This window comes from Massilia rubra (genome assembly GCF_011682065.1).
Classification (GTDB): Bacteria; Pseudomonadota; Gammaproteobacteria; order Burkholderiales; family Burkholderiaceae_D; genus Telluria_A; species Telluria_A rubra.
This window is the reverse complement of sequence record NZ_VUYU01000008.1, coordinates 316,823-338,541: the sequence shown is the minus strand read 5'-3', so window position 1 is coordinate 338,541 and position 21,719 is coordinate 316,823. Positions and strand designations below refer to the sequence as shown.

The window sequence follows — 21,719 nt, the reverse complement described above, 5'->3', positions numbered from 1 at the left end:
ACCCGGGATGAAAAAATCCGGGCTTAAGCCGGTTCCGCAGGAGGCGGCGGCGGCGATGCCGCCTGCTTGCGCCGCCCGACGCATTCTTCCTGGCTGCCGCCCACGTCCACATTCTGGTAGCGCACCTCGTATTTGCCCGCCGCCAGGCGCTCGACCAGGAAGCTGTCGCGCGCCAGCACGTACACATGGCGCACGTTCGAACGCCGGTCCAGGTCGAATACCTTGACCAGCACCGGCGAGCCGTTGCGCGTGTTGTCGATGCGGATCTGCGTCTCCGCTCCCTGGTTGCCAACCGGGAAACCGTCCACATAGCCCGACTGCACCGGCCACGGCTCGCCGTTGGGCGCGATCAGCGAATGCAGTTCGGTTTCGCAGTCGGCCACCCGCGCCGGCACCACCAGCTCGGTCACGCCCAGCGCGCGGATGTCGGGCGAACGGGCGCTGGCGTCGGCCACGTGCGGCTTGGCCACGGCCCAGCTGTCGGCGCGCGCGTCAGGCGGCGCCTCGACCCGCGCCGGCGCCGAGGCGGAAGCCGACGACGCCGCCCGCTGCGTGCCCATGGCCGACGCCAGCGCCTCCGGCATCACCCGCTCCTGCCCCAGGAAAAACGCGCCGGCCGCGCAACCGAGGCCGAAACACAGCATCAGCCCGAACCACCAGCGCGGGTCGCGCACGGCCCGATAGGGCGCCAGCACCTCGACCGGCGCCCCATCCCAACCGGACCCCGCCTCGGCGCGCGACTTGTCGCGCCCGTCCTCGCGGGTGCTTTCAAGCCATTCGATTTCCCATTCCTCGGCCGCGATCCACTCGTCGTGCTCCTTGCGCCGCACCGGGTCCGACAAGGTGCCGTAGGCGCTGTTGAGGATCGCCATGATGCGCGCGGCCTTGTCGTCGCCGGGGTTCTTGTCGGGATGGTACTTCTGGCTCAAGGCCTTGTAGGCGGCACGAATGACTTCCTGCGGCGCCAGGCGCGCTACCTTCAGGTTGTCATAATGTGTGTGAATCTTGGCCATTGTCGTCGGGTCGGAGTAGCGGGCGGTCGTCCATGATAGCCGATGTCGTCACGCCGGCAAGCCCGCCCGGCGTAACACGAAGTCCATATTGTAGCTTTAGCGCAAGTTGCCAGATAGTCTACAGACGATGGCTGCGATCGGCCCGCACCAGCGCGTCCGGCAGGGCCACTCCGTTGCCAACCACCAGCACCTTGAACAATTCGCCCATTTCCGCCGGGGAAACGAGTTTTTGCAGGGCGCCGGACTGCGGCAGATAGCCCAGCAGGTCGGATGGGTCGTGCCGCTGCAGCAGCAACTCGCCAATGCCGGCGCCGAGCAGGAAGGAGGCCTGGTTCATGTAGGCCAGCACCTCGAGCCCGGCATCCTGGGCGGCCAGCGCCATGGCGGTAAAATCGACGTGGGCGGTGATGTCCTGCAAGCCGGGCAGGTAGAACGGCTCCGGATGGGCATGGTGGCGGTAGTGGCACATCAGGGTGCCGCCCATGCGCTGGTCGAGATAGTATTCGTGCGCCGGAAAGCCATAGTCGAGCAGGATGGCGGCGCCCTTGCCCTTGCCGAACATGCGCGCCAGCGAAGCCATGAAGCCGCAGGCGATGGGATGCACTTCGGTCAGGTAACCGTCGGGCAGCAGGTCGGCATCGGGAATCTGGCGCGCGATGTGGGCGGCCAGTTCGTCCCCCGGCGCGCGCGCAGTCCAGGCGAATTCGCCCTCTTCCACCGTCACCATCAGCTCGCGCCAGTGGCCGGCATCCTTGCGCACCAGCGCCACCGGCATGGCGTCGAGCACTTCGTTGGCCAGCACCACGCCGTCGAACGAGGCCGGAAAATCATCGAGCCAGCGCACCTGCGGAAAGTCTTGTAACGCTTCCTGCTGGCGCGCGCGCAGTTCGCCCGACAGTTCCATGATCGCGTAGCTGTCCACGTGCACGCCATCGGCCGCCAGCGCGGTAAGCACGTCGCGCGCCAGCTTGCCGGTGCCGGCGCCGAATTCCAGAATGGCCGGCGCGCTCTGCGCCATGATGGGCGCGGCCACCCGCGCCAGCGCGGCCCCGAACAGGGAACTGATTTCGGGCGCGGTGACAAAGTCGCCGGCCGCGCCGAGCTTGGAGGCGCCGCCGGTGTAGTAACCCAGGCCGGGCGCGTACAGCGACAGCTCCATGAAGCGGGTGAAGGAAAGCGCGCCGTGGTGGCGCGCGATCTCGGCGGCGATCATGTTTTGCAGGGCGTGGGACGCAGCCAGCGCGTCGCTATCGGGGACAGGTAGGGTCATGCGGGCATTGTAGCGACAACGGCCCCGATCAACAATTGCGTCAGTCGGCGTCCACCGAGGTCGACCCGTTGGGCAGCACCAGGGTGGCGCAAAAGCCGCCGCCTTCGGCGTTTTGCAGCAGCAGCTGGCCGCCGTGGGCCTGGGCGATGCCGCGCGCGATGCCCAGTCCCAGCCCCATGCCACTGCTGTTTTGCTTGCGCCCGTGTTCGAGGCGCACATACGGTTCGAACAACTGCGCCAGCGCGTCTTCCGGCACGCCGGGGCCGTGGTCGCGCACGGCGATGCGGATGCTCGAACCGACCGCGCGCACCGCGATCTGGGCCCGCTCGCCGTAATGCAGCGCGTTTTCCAGCAGGTTGCCGATGGCGCGCTTGAGCGCGAGCGGCTTGGCCGTCACCGACAGCCCGACCGGGTCGAACGAGACTTCGTGCCCGGCCAGCTGGGCGCCGCGCACCATGCGCGCCAAAAAGGTGTCGAGCCGGATTTCGGTCGGGGTTTCGTGGATGTCGCTGTCTTTCACGCACTGCAGCGCGCCCTTGACCATCATTTCCAGTTCGTCGATATCTTCGTGGAATTCGGCGCGCAGGGTGTCGTCGTCGAGCAGTTCGGCGCGCAGTTTCAGGCGCATGATGGGCGTGCGCAGGTCGTGCGAGATGGACACGAACAGGCGCTCGCGGTCGTCGATATAGCGGCCGATGCGCTCGCGCATGGCGCCGAACGCGCGCGCGGTATTGACGAATTCGCGGCTGCCGGTTTCCGGCAGGGCCGGCATGCGCTCGCCGTTGCCGAAGGCGGTGGCCGCCTCGGACAAGGCCGCGAGCGGGCGCGTGGTCCAGCGCACCACGGGGATCGACAGCATCACCACCGCCAGCAGGGACAGCGCGTGCAGCAGCAAATGATCGCGCGTGAAGAGCTTACCGCTCTCGAGAAAATACGGACTTGGCATCAGGGTGGCCAGGTACAGCCAGTGGCCAGGTTCCATTTCGACCTGCATCAGCAGCACCGGGGCCGGCTTGGCCAGCATGATCTGGCGCACCCGGTTTTCGGGCAGGGCCGACAGGCGCGTGCCGTCGTCGCCCACCACCAGCTGTTCGGGCCACACGAAGGCCACGCGCACATTGCGGTGGTTGGGCAGGTCGGCGTGCAGGGTCGATTGCACATTGGCCAGCGCGATGTCGGCCAGCGGCTGCGGGCCGATGCTTTCGGCCGCCACCGGCGCGCGGTTCAGGTTCACGAAAAAGCGCGTGCCGCCCATCTCGCCGAATTGCTGGATGATCAGCGGGCGGTAATTCGGCGGCAGGCTGACGAAAAAGCGCACCGCGCTGGCGGCGCTGTGGCCGAGCTGCTGGGCGGCGTTGGCCACTTCGACCTGCGACTCGGCACGGCGCTGGCTGGCCCAGATGTAGTTGCCGGCCAGCTGGGTCAGCATGACGCCGGCCACCATCAGCAAGGTCAGCCGTCCGAGCAAGGATTGCGGCAGGCAGCGCTCCCAGCCGCGGGGGCGCTTATTCATGGCTGCTCGAGACGCTGGCGGCGAACACGTAGCCGGCCCCGCGCACGGTCTTGATCAGCCAGGGTTGCTTGCCGCAATCGTTGAAGCGCAGGCGCAGGCGGCTGATCTGGACATCCAGGAAGCGGTCGAACGGCCCGGCGTCGCGCCCGCGCGTCGCTTCGCACAGCACGCTGCGGTCGAGGATTTCGCCGGCGTGGTCGATGAAATACTTGAGCAACTGAAAGTCCAGCCCCGACAGCGGCACCAGCGTGCCGTTGTGGTCGACCGCACTGCGCTCGACATTGTCGATGGTAAAGCCGCCGAAGCGGTGGTAGCGCGGCGGCGCGGCCGCTTCCATGCCGGTGCGGCGGTGGATCGCCTTGATGCGCGCCAGCAATTCACGCGGGCTGTGCGGCTTGGAAATATAGTCGTCGGCCCCGAGTTCGAGCCCGACCACGCGGTCGGCTTCGTCGGAACTGGCGGTGAGCATGATGATCGGCACGTTCGAGCGCCGCCGGATCGCCTGGCACAGGGCGAAGCCGTCGGTGTCGGGCAGCATGACGTCGAGAATCACCAGCGACAGGGTGTCCACGCTGCGGTTAAATTCGGTAAAAAAGGACGCGCCGTTGTGGGCCAGGGTGACCGAGTACTGATTCTTTTCCAGGTAGGTCTTGAGCAGTGTCCTGATCTTCTGGTCATCGTCGACGATAAGGATGTTTCGCATTGTAAGTCTGTTACCTGTCTTGCGGGCGGCGGCCGATGACGCCTAAACGGCGTTGGGTATCGGCCACGCTGACCCTTTCGTTAAGAAAAAAGCGGTGCAGCTCGGCCACCAGGGCGTCGCGTGCGGTTTCGTCGGTGGCCATGCGGTGCACCATGCTCGGCGCCTGCCCGGCCGCCGAGGTGGCAAACAGGGTCCAGGAAGCGCGCGCGCAGGCATCCATGGCGCCCAGGTCGGGGGCGCGCAAGACCGGCACCGAGCCCTTGACCCGGCTGTAGTCGCGCTGCATGGCCGGCTGCATGACCATGGCCGCCAGGGTTTCCTGGGCGGCGCGCTGGGCCGGGCGCTCGGCCAGCATGCTGAGCATGTCGATGTTATACAGGTGAAAGGCGGCCGTGCCCGGCACCGCGCCGCAGCCGAAATCGCGCTCGCTGTTCAATCCCATGGCGTTCAGCTCGCCCTTGGCCCAGTCGCCCATGACCAGCATGCCGGCGCTGCCGTCGGCCAGCTTGCGCGCTTCCTCGGCCCAGGTCAGCTCGCGGATGGGCGCGCCCATCCATTTCTTCAGGCCGCGCAGGCGGGCCAGGGCGCGCCCCAGGCGCGGATCGGTGAAGGCGGCCGGCTCGCGCTGCTGGAACAGCTGGCGGAAATACACCGCCCCGCCTTCGGCCAGCACCAGCGTTTCGAACAGGGTGGCGACCTGCCACGGCTCGCTGCTTTGCGCCAGCGGCGTCACGCCGGCGCGCGCGAGCACCTCGGCGGCCCGTTCGAACTCGGGCCAGGTGACAGGGGCGGCCAGGCCGTGGCGGGCGAACAGGGCGCGGTTGTGGAACAGGATATTGATACGGTGGATGCCGAGCGGGGCCGCCACCACATGCGGGCCGGGCCGGATCAGGGCCGCAACGCCGGGCAACAATTGGCGATCCCAGTCGCCGCGCGCGGCCACCTGGTCGAGGTCGGCCAGCAAACCGAGGCGGGCCCAGTCGCGGATCACGATGCCGTTGAGCTGGGCCACTTCGGGCGCATCCTTGGCCAGCACCCGGCTGCGCAGCACGATCCCGGCGCCGATGCCCGAGCCGCCCGGCACCATGGCGTCGCGCCACAGCACGTTTTGCTGGCCCAGGCGCTCGGCCAGCAGGTCGACCGCGCGCCGCTCGCTGGCCGACTGCCACCAGTGCAGCACTTGCAGGGATTCGCCGTGATCGGCATTGTTCGGCGCCTTGGGACCGGCCACGGCCGGTAAAGGCACAGCCAGTAAAGGCACGGCCAGTAAAGGCACGGCCAGCGCCAACAGCGCCGTCAGGCGCTTGCCGCGCCGGTCCTTGCGGGCGCTTGACTGCTGGGGCACGTTGTCCGTTGTCGCTTGCGCCTCTATCACGCTCTCCTGTTTGCGGGACAGTGTATAACGAAAATTCCACACGCAAAATGTAATTTTACTACAGCACTATGCAAAGTTCTTTTGCGAATTGTTTCGTTTTGTTGCAAGCGGCATGTGCCTGTCCAGCCACCGATGGCCCCTCCACGGCACAGTGACAGCGCGCTCTTGGGCGCTGCCGGTGATTGTAAGTTTATGTTGCAAGCTCAGCCGCTCCAAATAAAGTTTTATCATACAAATCAGTCACTTGTAATATTACTCATAACCATATGCAAGAAGTGGCCGAAGCGGGCGACACGATGCTACTGTCGCCCACGTTGTCGCTTGAACACGCAGAACGGTGGCCGGGATGTCGACGAAACAGTGCCACAAGCGTGCTGAACAAGGTAGCGCCGCCTCGCCACGCTACTTTACATACTAATAAGGAGACTAAATGAAACGTATTACCAAAAGCACATTAGCCACCGCATTGCTGCTCGCTTTCGCCAGCAGCGGCGCCATCGCGGGCGACCATGAGACCGAGGGATTCCATGGTTACCTGCGCGCCGGTGTGGGTTCGGCCAGCGAAGGCGGCTCGCAAAGCTGCTATGGCCTGGGCGGCATGACCATGTCTTATCGCCTCGGCAACGAGTGCGACAGCTTCACCGAATTCGGCTACACCCACGCCCTGGCCAAGTCGGCCAACGGCGCCACCTTTGTCGGCACGTTCTGGGTCGACGCCTACAAGAACAGCTCGGACTTCGGCGACGCCAAAATGGCCGTCTCGAAAGCCTATGTCGAAGCGAAAAACCTCCCATTCATGAATGGCGGCATTATCTGGGCCGGTAAGCGTCACTACTACCGTCCCGACATCCACATGCTGGACATGCAGTACATCAACATGAACGGCACCGGCGGCGGCGTCGACGGCTACCCGCTCGGCCCGGGCAAGATCAGCTACGCCGTGTTCAAGGATAACGACGACAACGTCTACGCCACCGATCCGCTGACCGGCGTGCGCACCCTGCGCAGCACCAATTCCGCGCTGCGCCAGAACGTCGTCTACGAAGGCTTGCCGGTCAATACCGACGGCACCCTGGACGTCGCGGTCAGCCTGATCCATGCCCAGAACGACAACGACAACATCAAGACCCACGACGGCTACCAGGTCTCGCTGTTCCACCGCCAGGCCAAGTTCCTGGGCGGCGGCAATACCTTCGGCGTGCAATACGGCGTCGGTCCCGGCACTGGCATCAACGGCCCTTGCTGCGCGCGTATCGGCCCGTCGGGCAGCACCCTGCTCGGTTCGGACGTGACGCGCGTGCGCGTGTTCGACGATATCGTGATCCAGCCAACGCGCGACTTCAGCATGGAATTCGTGGCCCTGTACCAGCGCGACAAGTCGGACCTGGGCGGCAGCAGCACCTGGACCACCGTCGGCGCGCGCCCTGTGTACGCCCTGGCCGAAAACTTCAAGATGCAAGCCGAACTGGGTGTAACGCGCCTGAAAGACAAGGCCAATCCGTCGGCCCAGCGCCTGACCAAGCTGACCATCGCCCCGACCATCACCCTGGGCCGCGACTACTATGCGCGTCCAGAACTGCGCGCCTTTGTCAGCTACGGCAAATGGAACGACGCCGCCAAGGGCGCCGTGAACGCCTTCAACAACGGCGGCCCGGTGTATGGCGACAAAACCAGCGGCACCTCGTACGGCGTGCACCTGGAAGCGTGGTGGTAACAGCAGCAATGAGGTAGCAAGGGTGCGCGGTGAACGCCGCGCCCTCTTGCCAACGCAATCAAACTCGCAGTCAAACCAAAAAATCGTTGGAGACGAACCAGATGAAAATCAAACAAATCAAATTCTTCCTGGCCGCGGCCGGCCTGGTCACCCTCGCTGGCGTGGCACAAGCGGCGCCGCAAGTCGAAGTGCTGCACTACTGGACCTCCGGTGGCGAAGCCAAGTCGATCGCCGAACTGAAGAAAATGATGGAAGCCAAAGGCGTCGTCTGGAAAGACTTCGCGGTCGCTGGCGGCGCCGGCGAAAACGCCACCACCGCGCTGAAAGCGCGCGTGATCGCCAACAGCCCGCCAACCGCAGCCCAGATCAAGGGCCCCGCCATCCAGGAATGGGGCAATGAAGGCGTGCTGGCCAATATCGACAGCGCCGCCACCGCCGGCAAATGGGACAGCTTGCTGCCACCGGTCATCTCCAACGTGATGAAATACAAGGGCCACTACGTCGCCGCGCCGGTCAACGTGCACCGCGTCAACTGGCTCTGGATCAACCCAGCGGTACTGGCCAAGGCTGGCGCCAAGACCCCGACCAACTTCGACGAATTCTTCGCCGCCGCCGACAAGATCAAGAAAGCCGGCCTGGTAGCAGTCGCCCACGGCGGCCAGCCATGGCAGGACACGACCATCTTTGAAACGGTGGTCCTGGGCGTCGGCGGCGCCGACTTCTACAACAAGTCGCTGGTCAAGCTCGACCCGGCCAGCCTGACCGGCCCGACCATGATCAAGTCCTTCGAAACGCTGGCCAAGATCAAGACCTACATCGACAAGGATGCCGCCGGACGCGACTGGAACCTGGCCACCGCCATGGTTATCAACGGCAAGGCCGGCATGCAATTCATGGGCGACTGGGCCAAGGGCGAATTCACCGCCGCCGGCAAGGTCGCGGGCAAGGACTTCCTGTGCGTGGCAGCGCCTGGCACCGAGAAATCGTTCACCTTCAACATCGATTCGCTGGCCATGTTCACGGTCAAGAATCCGGAAGAGCAGAAAGCCCAGCTGACCCTGGCGTCGGCCGTGATGAGCCCGGAATTCCAGGAAGTCTTCAACCTGAACAAAGGTTCGATCCCGGCGCGCGCCAACATCGCCCGCACCAAGTTCGACAGCTGCGCCACCAAGTCGATGGATGACATGGCCGCCAGCAACAAGGGCAACGCCCTGCTGCCAAGCCTGGCCCACGGCATGGCGCTCGACTCGGCCAAGGCCGGCGCGATCCAGGACGTGGTCGCCAAGTTCATGAACTCGACCATGACCCCGCAGGCAGCGGTGCAGGCACTGGCCAAAGCGGCAAAAACGCAATAAGCCTCTCGTAGTACCCCCGCGCGGCCCACGGCCGCGCGCGTACCTGCCAGGCCGGCGCCCGCACTGACGCAGGCACGACGCCGGCCTGCACCCGTCTTTTGGAGATCTAATTCATGTCCGCTTCCTCACTGACTTCCAGTCCGGGGCCGCAGGCGCGCACGCGCGCCCCCGCGGTTCCGAGCCGCTGGGCCGCCCGCATCGACGCCTGGATGGCGCGCCTGATGCTCGCGCCCACCATCCTGATGTCGCTGGTGTTCGTGTACGGCTTCATCGTGCTCACCGCATTTTTGTCGCTGACCGAATCGCGCATGATGCCGCGCTTCGAGTACGCCGGCTTCGGCCAGTACACCACCTTGTTCGGCCTGGACCGCTGGTGGACCGCCGCCGCCAACCTGGGCATCTTCGGCGGCCTGTTCATCCTGCTATGCCTGGCGATCGGCCTGACCATCGCCATTTTGCTCGACCAGCGCATCCGCGCCGAAGGCGCCCTGCGCGCCATCTACCTGTATCCAATGGCGCTGTCGTTCATCGTGACCGGCGCTGCCTGGAAATGGATTCTCAACCCCGGCCTCGGGCTGGAAAAAATGCTGCACGACTGGGGCTTCGTCAACGCCAGGGTCGACTGGCTGGTCGACTCCGACATGGCGATCTACACGGTGGTCGTGGCCGGCGTATGGCAGTCCTCCGGGTTTGTGATGGCGCTGTTCCTGGCCGGCCTGCGCGGGGTGGACGACGCCATCATCAAGGCCGCCATGGTCGATGGCGCCAGCCTGCCGACGATCTACCTTCGCATCGTCATTCCCGCGCTGCGGCCGGTGTTCTTCAGCGTGCTGCTGGTGCTCTCGCACATCGCCATCAAGAGTTTTGACCTGGTCATGGCGCTGACCGCGGGCGGACCGGGCACCTCGTCCGACGTGCCGGCCATTTTCATGTACCAGTTCTCGTTCACGCGCGGCCAGCTGGGCCTGGGCGCGGCGTCGGCCATGATGATGCTCGCCACCGTGCTGGCGGTGCTGGTGCCGCTCATGTACCTCGAAACCAAAGGAGCGCGCCATGGTCGCTGAACAACCCCGCCTCACCGCCGGACGCATTTTCATTTACGCGCTGCTCACGCTGGTGGCGCTGTACTACCTGGCGCCCCTGTACGTGATGCTGACGACGTCCTTCAAGTCGCTCGAACAGATCCGCACCGGCACCATCCTCGACTTGCCGCTGCAGCCGACCACCGAAGCCTGGTCGCGCGCCTGGAGCGGCGCCTGCACCGGCGTGCGCTGCGAAGGCCTGGCGCCGTACTTCTGGAACTCGGTCAGCATGACCATTCCGGCGGTGCTCATTTCGAGCCTGATCGGGTCGATCAACGGCTACGTGCTGGCGCACTGGCGCTTCCGCGGTTCGAACGTGGTGTTCACCGCCCTCATGGTCGGCTGCTTCATCCCGTTCCAGGTGGTGATTCTGCCGATGGCGCGCCTGCTCGGCATGGCGGGCCTGGCCAACACCACCACCGGCCTGATCATCGTCCACATCATCTACGGGGTGGCGTTTACCACGCTGTTCTTCCGTAACTACTACGTCACGGTGCCGGAAGAACTGGTCAACGCCGCGCGCATCGACGGCGCCGGCTTCTTTACCATCTACCGCCGCGTGATCTTCCCGCTGTCGCTGCCGATCTTCATGGTGTGCTTCATCTGGCAGTTCACCCAGATCTGGAACGATTTCCTGTTCGGCGTGGTGTTCGGCGGCGCCGATGCGCAGCCGGTCACGGTGGCGCTCAATAACCTGGTCAACACATCGACCGGGGTAACCGAATACAACGTCAACATGGCCGCGGCCATCATCGCCGCTTTGCCGACCCTGGGGCTGTACCTGGTGGCCGGTAAATACTTCGTGCGCGGGCTGACCGCCGGCGCGGTCAAGGGCTGATTTCAACTCATTCAAGGCAGGAGAAACACAACGATGGCCAGTTTATCGATCCGCAATGTGCGCAAGGTGTACCCGAACGGCGCTGAAATTTTAAAAGGCATCAACCTCGAGATCGAGGATGGACAATTCCTGATCCTGGTCGGCGGCTCCGGCTGCGGCAAGTCGACCTTGCTGAACATGATCGCCGGCCTGGAGACGGTGTCCGAAGGCGAAATCCTGATCGGCGACCGGGTCGTCAACGACGTGCCGCCGAAGTCGCGCGACATCGCCATGGTGTTCCAGTCGTATGCGCTGTACCCGACCATGACGGTGCGCGAGAACATCTCGTTCGGCCTGGGCATCCGCAAGGTGCCCAAGGCGGAACAGGAAAAGATCGTGGCGCGGGTGGCCGAAACCTTGCAGATGACCCACCTGCTCGACCGCAAGCCGGCCTTGCTGTCGGGCGGCCAGCGTCAGCGCGTGGCCATGGGCCGGGCGATTGCGCGCGACCCCTCGCTGTTCTTGTTCGACGAACCGCTCTCGAACCTGGACGCCAAGCTGCGCGTGGAAATGCGCGCCGAGATCAAACTGATGCACCAGCGCCTGGGCACGACGATTGTCTACGTTACCCACGACCAGATCGAAGCGATGACCCTGGGCGACAAGATCGCCGTCATGCGCGACGGCGTGGTGCAGCAGTACGGCAGCCCGCAAGAAATCTACGACCGCCCGGACAATCTGTACGTGGCCGGCTTTATCGGTTCGCCGTCGATGAATTTCTTGAAAGGCAAACTGGTGCAGCACGGCGGCGGCACCGCCTTCACGCTCGACGTCGATGGCGACATCGCCCTGCTGCCGCTGCCGGCCGGCGGCACGGAATACGGCGCCTTGCACGGGCGTGAAGTCATCCTCGGCATCCGCCCGGAGCACGTCACCGACGCCCTGAGCGCGCGCCAGTCGCATGCGCACGAAGGGTACGAACCGACCGAAGTGACCTGCCTGGTCGAAATGACCGAGCCGACCGGTCCCGATACGCTGGTCTTCACCTGGGTTGGCGGCGTGCGCGCCACCTGCCGCACCCACCCGCGCGCGCACGCCATGCCGGGCGAACGCATCAACCTGGCCTTCGACCTGTCCAAGGCGATCCTGTTCGATCCGGTGACGGAACAACGGATGGGGGCATAAAGGCTTCCTTTTAAGAGGCATGAGCGAACTTTAGGCGATAATAGCGACTCGCGCCGGCACGGCGCCCGATCCGCCTGTTTTTCTGTCGATGTTCAGCCAATAAGTTTCTGCTCATTTATGCAACAACCCGCACCCACCGAACGTCCCCCGGTCGCCCTCGTGACCGGCGCCGGACGCCGCATCGGCCGCGCCATCGCGCTCGGCCTGGCGCGCGCCGGCTGGGACGTGGCGCTGCACTACCGCGCTTCAGAAGCCGAGGCGCGCGCGGTGGCCGACGCGATCCAAACGCTGGGCCGCCGCGCCGCCCTGCTGCAATGCGACCTGGCCGATGAAGCGGGCGTACGCGCCCTGGTGGGCCGCGCGGCCGCCGCACTGGGGCCGGTCGGCTGCGTCGTCAACAACGCCTCGCAATTCGATTTTGACAGCGCGGCCGACTTTTCGCCGGCGCTGCTGGCCCAGCACATGCAGGCCAACGTGGCCGCGCCCATTTTGCTGGCCCAGGCCCTGCACGCGGCCACGCCAAGCGGCGAACAGGCGGTCGTGATCAACCTGCTCGACCAGAAGCTGTACAACCTCAATCCCGACTTTTTGTCGTACACCCTGTCCAAAGCCGCCCTGCACACCGCCACCAGCCTGCTCGCGCAAGCGCTCGCGCCCACGGTGCGCGTGGTCGGCGTGGCGCCCGGGATCACGATGGTGTCGGGCGAGCAGACCGAGGCGAGCTTCGAACAAGCCCACCGCAATACGCCGCTCGGGCAATCGAGCACGCCGGACGACATCGTGGCGGCCGTGTGCTACCTGGCCGGCGCGCGTGCGATTACCGGCACCACCCTGGTGGTCGACGGCGGCCAGCACCTGGTGCCGCTGGCGCGCGACGTGATGTTCCTTACCAAATAAAACAACCTGAAAGACTCCCTATGCTGTCCGCCCTGACCCACCCCAAGCTGAGCGCCTGCCGCCGCCTGTTCCTGCGCAATTACGAAGTGATGATCAACATCGGCGTACACGACTTCGAAAAGAAGGGCGAGCAGCGCGTCCTGATCAACGTCGACCTGTACATCCCGCTGGCGCTGTCCACGCCCAGGGACGACCAGTTGCAGGAAGTGGTCGACTACGACTTCATGCGCGAGACCATCGCGCGCCGCATGGCGCAAGGCCACGTGCATTTGCAGGAAACCCTGTGTGACGACGTGGTGCGCTCGATGCTGGCGCACCCGAACGTGCGCGCGGTGCGGGTGTCGACCATGAAGCCGGATGTGTATCCGGACTGCGAAGGCGTGGGCGTCGAAGTATTCCAGATCAAGGAAGAAGCATGAGCGAAGCGGACGTGATCGAGCGCAGCGAGCTCAGCGCTGACAAGCTGGCCCACGAAAACCACAAGCTGCACAAGCGCCTGTGCCGCCTGGTCGGCCAGGCCATCGGCGACTTCAATATGATCGAAGACGGCGACAAGGTGATGGTGTGCCTGTCGGGCGGCAAGGACAGCTACGCGCTGCTCGATATCCTGTTGACCCTGCGCGAGCGCGCGCCGATCCACTTCGAGATCATCGCCGTCAACCTGGACCAGAAGCAGCCGAACTTCCCGGCCGATATCCTGCCGGCGTACCTGACCAAATTGGGCGTGCCGTTCCACATCGAGAACCAGGACACCTACAGCATCGTCAAGCGCCTGATCCCGGAAGGGAAAACCACCTGCTCGCTGTGCTCGCGGCTGCGGCGCGGGATTTTGTACCGGGTGGCCGATGAACTCGGGTGCAACAAGATCGCGCTGGGCCACCACCGCGACGACATCCTCGAGACCTTCTTCCTGAATATGTTCTTCGGCGGAAAACTCAAGGGCATGCCGGCCAAGCTGGTGTCGGACGACGGCAAGCACATGGTGATCCGCCCGATGGCGTATGTGAAAGAAGCCGATTCGGAGCGCTACGCCGAGGTCAAGCAGTTCCCGATCATCCCGTGCGACCTGTGCGGCTCGCAAGAGAATTTGCAGCGCAAGCAGATCAAGAATTTGATGCGCGAATGGGAGAAAAAATATCCGGGCCGGGTCGAGAGCATTTTCTCGTCGCTGTCGACCGTGGTGCCGTCGCACCTGATGGACCAGGATTTGTTCGGGTTCAAGGATATCAAGGCCGATGGCGTGGCCAGCCCGCTGGGCGATATCGCCTTCGATGAAGAACCGTGTTCGACGCCGGTGATGGGGACGATTCCGCTGCAGCCGATGTGAGGCTGGCGGTTCTAACCGAAAAGCCCGCTGATGCGGGCTTTTTTACGTCCGCAGGTGCGAGGGGTATGATCTATTCACGAATCTATTCACTGAGCGCCGGTGAGATGGCCAGAAATGAACATATTGAGAAGTTGAGACTGCTATTGTCGCGCGGGCCGGCCAAGGCATCCGCGATCATGGATGCGCTGGTCATCAGTCAGTCGACTTTGTCGCGCCTGTGGCAAAGCATTCCCGATGGCGTCGTGCTGGGTGCGGGCAAGACGCGCCAATACGCTTTGCAACGCCAGGTGCCAGGGGCCATGGCCCCGTTACCCCTGTTTTGCGTATCGGACGACGCAACAGTGACTGTCACCGGCAACCTGGCTCCGCTCGAGGGCGGATTTTACGTGCTCACTCATGCAAACGCGAGAGCCTACCGGCTGTACCAAGGCATCCCCTGGTTTCTCAGCGACTTGCGGCCGCACGGTTTTCTGGGGCGCTTCGAGCCGCGCAGACATCGCGACCTCGGGCTGCCGGACGATATCCGCACGTGGACCGATGAGCATGTGCTCCAGTACCTGGCGCGGCGCAGTGAAAACGCGGCTGGCAACCTCATTCTCGGCAATGAATCGTACGCGCGGTATATGCTCGACCGAAGCAGGCGGCGCGAGTCGCTCATCCCGCAGGCCAGACGCGCCGAACTGTATCCGGTGATGGCCCGACAGGTGATGCAGGGAGAGCCGCCGGGTTCCTCAGCAGGAGGGGAACAGCCCAAATTTACCGCGATGGTCGAACGCAGCGCGGGTGACCTGATCGAACATGTGATGGTGAAGTTCTCGCCACCCACCAGCACGCCGGGTGGGCGTCGCTGGGGCGATTTACTGGTGTGCGAACATCTGGCGCTGGCAGTCCTCGCGCGCAACGGCATCGCTGCCGCGACCACGTCGATTCTTGAGAGCGGGGACCGGGTATTTCTGGAAGTGGTGCGCGTCGACAGGGTGGGACTCGAAGGACGCCGGCCAATGGCGACGTTTGAAGCATTCGACGGCGAGTTGGGCATGCTCGATCAACGCTGGACCGCAGTTGCGCTTGAAATGGAACGCTCGGGCAAGCTCGCCGGGGACGATGTCGCCACAGTGGCGATCCTCGATCTGTACGGCGCGCTGATCGGCAACACGGACCGGCATCACGGGAACATTGCGGTGACGTGGACAGCGGACGGCAAGCGCTGCCTGGTCGAAGCCTACGACATGCTGCCGATGCTGTACCGGCCCACTGCGCACGGTGAAGTCATCGAGCAGGAATGGGTACCGCATCTGACCGCCCGCCTCGATTTACACCACTTTGACGCTTGCTGCCGCATGGCGCTCGTATTTTGGGAGGATGTCATGGTTGATCCCCGCATTTCGCGGGAGTTCAAGATGGACGTCGCTCGCCTGCATATGAACGCGCTACACCACCTTGCTCCCGGCACCGCGACACACGCGAGCCCCCAGACGGAAAAGGGCGCATAGAAATATGCGCCCTTTCGGAAAAAGTGCTTTTAGGCACCAAGTGCAAACAAGTGTTTTTCGACACCAAAGAACTTCAAATCAAATTTTACGCCGTTTTCAGCGTACGACATCTTTTACGGCGCCACCGCCGTGCGCATCACCGGATACAGATTCAGGCGCTCGTCATACGAAGAATGCCGCTTGGCGAAGAATGCCAGGCGCGCATCCGCATCCTTGGCGAAGGCCGGATCGCTGTCCACCTTCGCCTTGAACGTCGCCGCCAGCGCCGGATCGGCCGCCATCATCTCGCGCGCGACATCTTCGGCCACATAATCCTCCATGTATTCCTTGCGCTCGAACGCGGTGTTGAACATGCCCCACTGCAGCAGCGAATCCGGGCCAGCCGGCTCGAACAAAGCGATCACCAGGCGCGCCTTGGCCTGCGCCACCGGCACGAACAGCGCGCCCTTCCCGATCGCGCGCGGCTCCGCCTTCCACGCCCCCTGCAAGGTCACGCGCTGGTGCGATTCGAGCGAGCCCGGTGCGTACGTCACTTTCTCGGCGCGGAAGGTCTCGACCTCGGCCCTGGCCTGCTCCGCGCCCAAGGTGCGGTAGCTGATGCCGTGCTGGCCCAGTTTGCGCGCCACCATGGCCGCATGCGCGGCCGGCACGATGTAGCCGGCCTTGGGGGCGCTCACCATCACGTCCGGCAGCACTTCGTCACGCAGCGGCACGGTCCAGATCTGCGGCTTCGATTCGTCGTAACGCGTCATCAGGGCGCCCGAGACGTCCGATTGGGTGCGCGTGTAGGCGTAACCCCGGAAGTCGATCATGCGCTTTTTGTCGGTCGGCTTGTAAGTGAGCGGCAGTTCGGTGCCGCCCAGGCGCGCCGCGCGCGCATCGGCTTCGCGCGCCACCGTTTGCCATGCCTTGCCGTGCTGCGCCACCTGGTCGAGCACCGACACCACCGAGTTGCGCGTGATGCGCACGCGGGTCGGATAATCCTTCCACGCATGGGTCTCGACCAGCATGCAGATGCGGTTGCGCAAGGCAAAATAGCCGGTCGAGAAACGCGGGTCCGACACGCCATCGGCAAAGCCCGACGCCGGATTTTCTTCTTCGGCGAACGACATGTAGAACGGTTGCGGCATCGAACCGAGCTTGGTGATATCGGCCAGCACGCCGCTGCGCAGCGCCAGCCCGGCCTGGCGGAAGTCCACATCGGCCGAATGCACCGGTTCGACCTGGATCGAGATGTCGTGTTCGAACTTGGCGCCGTTGGTCACGTGCAGGTCGACGTAGACCAGCGGGTCCCACGCGTTCACCAGCGCCAGCATCGATTGCATCTCGATCGAGTCGGCCTTGGCGTAGTCGCGGTTCAGGTTGAAGTTCTGGGCGGTGGTGCGCCAGCCCATTTCGGCCGGGCCGCGCTGGTTGGGCCGGTTCCACGCCTTGAAGCGCTCATGCCCGTCGACGTTGAAAACCGGGACGAACAGCAGCACCTGCTTGTCGAGCGCACCGGGAGCGGCGCGCCCTTCGAGCACTTCGCGCAGCGCCAGGAAGCCGGCGTCCTTGCCATCGATCTCGCCGGCGTGGATGCCGCCCTGGACCAGCACCACCGGCAGCGCGCGCGCCGCCGCCGCCTGCGGGCTCATGGCGCCGGTGCGTGTGACCACCAGCGCCTGCATCGGCCGCCCTTCCGGCGTGCGTCCGAATTCGATGCACTTGACCTGCTTCGGATACGCTTTCTGGAACGCGGCGCACAGGGCGATGACTTCGTCGTAGCGGCCGGTTTTCTGGAACTGCGAGCGCTCGGCGACGGTGGTCAGGTCGGGAGCGGCGTGGGCGAAGGGAATGGCGGACAGCAGGGCAAGCAGCAGCGCAGAACGGATCATCGGTAAAGCTCCGGCAAAGTTGTCAATACAGGGCGCACGGGGTGCGCGAACCGGAAATTATAGTCGGCTTTGCGCACCCCGGTATCGGCAAGCTGCTGTGCTTAGGTCTCCGCGAAATACGGCCGCTCGGAGGCAAACAGCATGCGCGTGACCGCCTTGCGCCACTCGGCCGGCGCCTTCTGGCCCAGCAGCACCAGCGCGGCGCTCCAGGCGTGCAAGCGCATCTCGGGATCGGCCGCGTCGAGCAGGCGGTCGGCCGCGAGCGGGTCCTTGCCTGCGGCGATGCGGTCGAAGAAGGCCAACATGCGCTCCTGGTCCGCGCCGGAGGCAACGCGCGTCGCGCCGCGCCAGGGCGCCGCGTCGTAGCCATGGCGGGTCGCCAGCGCCAGCCCGGTCCAGATGGTGGCGCTGTCCTGGCCTTGCGCGAACGGCAGCGCCATGGCGCGCTTGATCATGGCGGCATTGGCGCCGTCCGAGGCCCCCGCCAGCCGCAGCACGTGCGCCGCGCGCCCCGGTTCCGCTCCCGCCTCCCGGGTGGCGTCGTCGAGGTCCCCAATCGCCAGCGACCGGTAGATGCTCATCCGCCCTTGCGGTGTCGGGGCCTCTGCGATCGCCAGCAGGCGCTTCAAGTGGCGCGACTTCGCCGCCAGCGCGCCGAGGTCCTCGAGAGACGAATCCGGCGCCAGCATGCGCCGCACCCGCGCCAGGCTCATGCCGGCATCGTCGGCCATGGCGGGCGGGCCGCGCACCAGTTGCTCGAGCGCCGGCACCGCAGCGGCGTAATCCCTGGCCTGCATCTTGTCGTAGGCAATCCAGCGCGCCAGCCACAGGTTGTCCGGCCAGCGCGCGCGCGCCTCGGCCATCCGGGTCGCGACGCCGGCGTCGTCGCCACGGCAGCGCAACGCGAGGTAGGCCAGGTCGCCGTCCTCGGGCCGCGCCGCCGCCTGGGCGGCGAGTTCCCCGCACAGCGCCGGCTTGCGCGCGGCGCTGGCGCGGTCCATCTCGACGCGGCGCAACATCACGTCGCGCGGCGCGGCGCGCAGCCGCTCCTCGAGCACGGCGGCGAACTGCGGGAGCTGTCCGGCCATGCCAAGCCAGGTTTCGGCGTCCGCCGTGGCGCTGCTGTCCCAGCGCGCGTGCACCAGGGCCAGGCTCATGGCCTGCGCCGCATCCGCCAGCGCCGACAACTGCACTTGCGGCGTGGCGTCGTCCATGCCGCTCAACACGCTGCGGTAGCCGCCCTCCCTGCCGGAGATGCCCATGGGCGGTTCCTCGAACAACAGATTGGCCTTGCTCTCGATCCAGCGCGGCGTGCCAAGCATCTTTTGCGGAACCGGGTCGACCGGGCCGTAGGAGACCGTCCACTCCACCAGCGGCGCGGCCGAGGCCACGTTGTAGACCGGATGCGCGCGCGGCGTCGCGAGCGCATCGAACGCTTCGATCAGGCGAGCGTCTTCGCTGCGCGCCTCCACATGGTGCTTGCCCAGCACCGGCACACTGAAGGCTACGTGCGCATGGGCGGCCACGTTCTGCTGCCTGCCGTCGATGTTGACCCGCACCGGCATGCCAAGGCCGTTGTAGACCATGATCACCGGATCGCTGGCGAACACCGACACGCCGCCGGCGCCGAACTTGCCGGCGCTGAGCGCGGCAATGACGATCGCCCCCGCCACCAGCAGGCGCGCGGCGGCCGGCGCCCGGCCGTCGGCCAGCTGAAAGCGCGCCCACCAGCCGAGCTGTTGCTGGCGCTGGCGTTCGCCGCCGGCCAGCAGCACCGGGTACGACGGCGGCACGCGCGAGTGCGCCGGGGCGCTGCGCATCCCTTCGCCGATGCGCGAGCAGCGCGCGATCTTCGCTTCAGTGGCCAGCAACTCGTCGAGGGCGGCGCCGCGCAAGGCATCGAGCCGGCCGGACAGGGACGTGACCAGCGGCGCGGCCTCGCGCATCCATGCGTTGATGTTGCCTTCATAAGCGAACTCCATGGAGAACTGGCCCAGCGTCGCGCGCCAGCCGGACGCCATGCCAAGCTGCTCGATGAGGCGGGGCGACAGGTGCACCGAGCCGGCTTCGCGGTAAAGCTGGGCCATCACGTTATACAGTTCATTGGCCTCGCCGACCACGCGCGTGACGCCGTCGACATTCACGCGGCGCACCGCGGTGATGATCGCCACCGCGTTGTCGAGCATCCCTTGGGCGTCGCGCAGGGCGGCCAGGCGATGTTCGGCGTAGTGCACCAGCGCCAGCAGGCCGTCCAGATAAGCATCCCAGCCGCGCCCGAGCTGGTGCCCCATGTTCTGGTGCCAGCTGCGGCACAGCCAGTCGTGCTGGTGCAAGCGCGCGGCGATCCTGGCGCAGTCTTCCCGCACCCGCGCCAGCGCGGCCGGCAACTGCGCCATGCCGAATTTTTCGCCGCGCACGTGCAGCACGCTGCCGGCCGCGGTCAAGGTGCCGGCGATCAGGGCCTCGAGCTGGGCGCGTTCGCTTTCCAGGGTGCGCAGCAGTTCGATATCGGCCGCCAGCGCGGCCGGGTACAGCGTCTCCAGCAGCTCCTGCCTGGCCTGGTAGTGGCCCGCGCGCAGTGTGCTCAGATCTGGCGCATGACGGGTCAGCGCGCGGCCAAAATAGATGCCGCGATAGCGCGCGTCGAACTGCTCGCGCTCGAAGGGCTGTGCCAGCGCCCGCAGCGACTGGTCCAGGTCGACCGCAACGCTGTCGCCGTCGCCGCGCAGAGAGGTGGTCACCGCCGTGCGCAGCGAGGCGGTGTGGTCGAAGACCGACCAGGCGCTGACCGGATCGGGCGGCGCGGCCACGTAAATGCGCTTGGCGTTGTCTTCGCGTTCGTGATTGAGCGGGTGGGTCAGCCACATCTTGGGGCGCTGGGCCAGGCCGGCCTTGAAAATGCGGTGCTGGTCGCGGCCTTGCCCGGGCAAGGGCGGGACGTCGGCGTAGGTGGGGTCGTTGAGAATGCCGCTCATCAGCCGCAGCATTTCGGTCTGGAGCGAGAACACGTCGCGCGTGGCGCGCCCCTGCGCATGTTCGCTGGCGAGGAAGGCGAGCGCGCGCGTCCACGCGTCGTCGGCCCCGCGGGTGCGGTGCAGCGCGTGGATCAGGGCGTCGCTGCCGGTCAGCGACACGGCCACCAGGTCGGCCTGCATTTCCATCTCGCGCGAGAGGGCGCGCTGCATCGCCACCACCAGGCGGAACACCGATTCGACCAGCGAGCGGATCGACCAGATGATCAGCTGCAGCGGGCCAACCAGAAAGACCAGGCGGGCATCGATCCTGCATACCCCCTCCAGGAAGGCATCGAGTTTGTCGCGCTGCGTGACCATGTGGCTGGCAATCTGCTGGGCCACATACACCCAGCTGCCGACCGCCATCGAACGCTGCGCGAAATGGCCGAATTCGTGGGCCAGCACAGCGCGCAATTCGCCGCGCGAGAGCGCGTTCACCAGCGGCAGGCCGATCTCGAGATTTTTCCGCGACGGGAAAAACAAGTTGTACAGCGACAGGTCGTAGAACACGGCGGCGTTCACCCGGGCCGACAGGAATACCTTGTGCGGACGCGGCGCGCGGGCGGCGTCGGCCAGCTCGAACAGATAGGCGAACAGGCGTGGCTGGTCCTGTTCGGTCACTTCGAGCAGGCCGTCATAGCCGGCATGGCGTACCGAGAACATCGCCTTGATCATCAACGCGCCGATGAACAGCGAGCAGGCGGCCATGAAGTAGGAAAGGCTGCCAAGGTCGCTGCCGGCGCCGTCGACGAACACTTGCCAGGCGGTGTACACGAACCAGCCGGCCAGACCGCAGTACAGGGCGACGAACAGCAGCAGGCAGGCCACCGCAAGGCGCACGCTGTTCTTGTAGGCGGCGCTGGGCGCGGTCAGGCGCGCGGCCAGGTCGGGCGGGATGGCGTTGATCGGGGCGTTAATGGGGTTCTCCAGGCACAGAGGATGCTGCACAACATGCAATTTTAAGGCACAAGCCGTGGTGAAAATTCTCTAGTTGCAATATATATGCACAAAAAGCAACGCCAAGCGTGCACAGGCTTGGCGTTTTCTTTGTTAATCTGACCATATTGCCGGCGACCGCCGGCGTTCA

General features: G+C 65.5%; 16 protein-coding genes. 9 read left to right on the top strand and 7 right to left on the bottom strand.

What is annotated here, in order from left to right:
- Positions 1 to 23: 23 nt before the first annotated feature.
- The 5 genes from F0185_RS15455 to F0185_RS15435 form a co-directional block, all read right to left on the bottom strand.
- Entirely contained in the window at positions 24 to 1,013 is a 990-nt protein-coding gene (locus F0185_RS15455; RefSeq protein ID WP_167225799.1) for a J domain-containing protein, read from the bottom strand.
- Positions 1,014 to 1,131: 118 nt separating this feature from the next.
- Entirely contained in the window at positions 1,132 to 2,283 is a 1,152-nt protein-coding gene (locus tag F0185_RS15450; protein ID WP_167225797.1) for a class I SAM-dependent methyltransferase, read from the bottom strand.
- 40 nt (positions 2,284 to 2,323) lie between these two features.
- Positions 2,324 to 3,796 carry an ATP-binding protein gene (locus F0185_RS15445; protein ID WP_167225795.1) on the bottom strand — a complete coding sequence of 491 codons (1,473 nt, stop codon included), beginning with the start codon at positions 3,794 to 3,796 and terminating at the stop codon, positions 2,324 to 2,326.
- On the bottom strand, positions 3,789 to 4,499 hold the full coding sequence (locus F0185_RS15440) for a response regulator (RefSeq protein WP_166891901.1): 711 nt from the start codon (positions 4,497 to 4,499) through the stop codon (positions 3,789 to 3,791). The genes F0185_RS15445 and F0185_RS15440 overlap by 8 nt, the downstream gene beginning before the upstream one ends.
- Before the next feature lie 10 nt (positions 4,500 to 4,509).
- Positions 4,510 to 5,844 (bottom strand): ABC transporter substrate-binding protein, encoded by a 1,335-nt coding sequence (locus tag F0185_RS15435; protein WP_370664020.1) that lies wholly within the window; start codon positions 5,842 to 5,844, stop codon positions 4,510 to 4,512.
- A 460-nt stretch (positions 5,845 to 6,304) separates the two neighbouring features.
- Between F0185_RS15435 and F0185_RS15430 the strand changes: the two genes are divergently transcribed.
- The 9 genes from F0185_RS15430 (at position 6,305) to yjjJ (ending at position 15,744) form a co-directional block, all read left to right on the top strand.
- Positions 6,305 to 7,588, top strand: a complete 1,284-nt coding sequence (locus tag F0185_RS15430; protein WP_167225793.1) for a maltoporin — start codon at positions 6,305 to 6,307, stop codon at positions 7,586 to 7,588.
- Positions 7,589 to 7,689: 101 nt separating this feature from the next.
- Positions 7,690 to 8,943 (top strand): ABC transporter substrate-binding protein, encoded by a 1,254-nt coding sequence (locus F0185_RS15425; protein WP_167225791.1) that lies wholly within the window; start codon positions 7,690 to 7,692, stop codon positions 8,941 to 8,943.
- A gap of 209 nt (positions 8,944 to 9,152) precedes the next feature.
- On the top strand, positions 9,153 to 10,007 hold the full coding sequence (locus F0185_RS15420; protein WP_229477050.1) for a carbohydrate ABC transporter permease: 855 nt from the start codon (positions 9,153 to 9,155) through the stop codon (positions 10,005 to 10,007).
- Entirely contained in the window at positions 9,997 to 10,863 is an 867-nt protein-coding gene (locus F0185_RS15415) for a carbohydrate ABC transporter permease (RefSeq protein WP_167225787.1), read from the top strand. Before F0185_RS15420 ends, F0185_RS15415 begins: the two co-directional genes overlap by 11 nt.
- A gap of 33 nt (positions 10,864 to 10,896) precedes the next feature.
- Entirely contained in the window at positions 10,897 to 12,027 is a 1,131-nt protein-coding gene (locus F0185_RS15410; protein ID WP_167225785.1) for an ABC transporter ATP-binding protein, read from the top strand.
- Positions 12,028 to 12,144: 117 nt separating this feature from the next.
- The gene (locus F0185_RS15405) at positions 12,145 to 12,924 is read left to right on the top strand and encodes an SDR family oxidoreductase (RefSeq protein WP_167225783.1); all 780 of its coding nucleotides are present in this window, start codon (positions 12,145 to 12,147) and stop codon (positions 12,922 to 12,924) included.
- Between the two features lie 20 nt (positions 12,925 to 12,944).
- Positions 12,945 to 13,343 carry a dihydroneopterin aldolase gene (locus tag F0185_RS15400; protein WP_166891920.1) on the top strand — a complete coding sequence of 133 codons (399 nt, stop codon included), beginning with the start codon at positions 12,945 to 12,947 and terminating at the stop codon, positions 13,341 to 13,343.
- Positions 13,340 to 14,251 (top strand): tRNA 2-thiocytidine(32) synthetase TtcA, encoded by a 912-nt coding sequence (gene ttcA, locus F0185_RS15395; RefSeq protein ID WP_167225781.1) that lies wholly within the window; start codon positions 13,340 to 13,342, stop codon positions 14,249 to 14,251. Before F0185_RS15400 ends, ttcA begins: the two co-directional genes overlap by 4 nt.
- On the top strand, positions 14,206 to 15,744 hold the full coding sequence (gene yjjJ / locus F0185_RS15390; RefSeq protein WP_167225779.1) for a type II toxin-antitoxin system HipA family toxin YjjJ: 1,539 nt from the start codon (positions 14,206 to 14,208) through the stop codon (positions 15,742 to 15,744). The genes ttcA and yjjJ overlap by 46 nt, the downstream gene beginning before the upstream one ends.
- Before the next feature lie 113 nt (positions 15,745 to 15,857).
- Here yjjJ and F0185_RS15385 read toward each other — a convergent pair whose 3' ends face one another.
- Positions 15,858 to 17,618 carry a M14 family zinc carboxypeptidase gene (locus tag F0185_RS15385; RefSeq protein ID WP_167225777.1) on the bottom strand — a complete coding sequence of 587 codons (1,761 nt, stop codon included), beginning with the start codon at positions 17,616 to 17,618 and terminating at the stop codon, positions 15,858 to 15,860.
- A gap of 101 nt (positions 17,619 to 17,719) precedes the next feature.
- Entirely contained in the window at positions 17,720 to 21,580 is a 3,861-nt protein-coding gene (locus F0185_RS35190) for a M48 family metalloprotease (RefSeq protein ID WP_167225775.1), read from the bottom strand.
- Positions 21,581 to 21,719 lie beyond the last annotated feature (139 nt).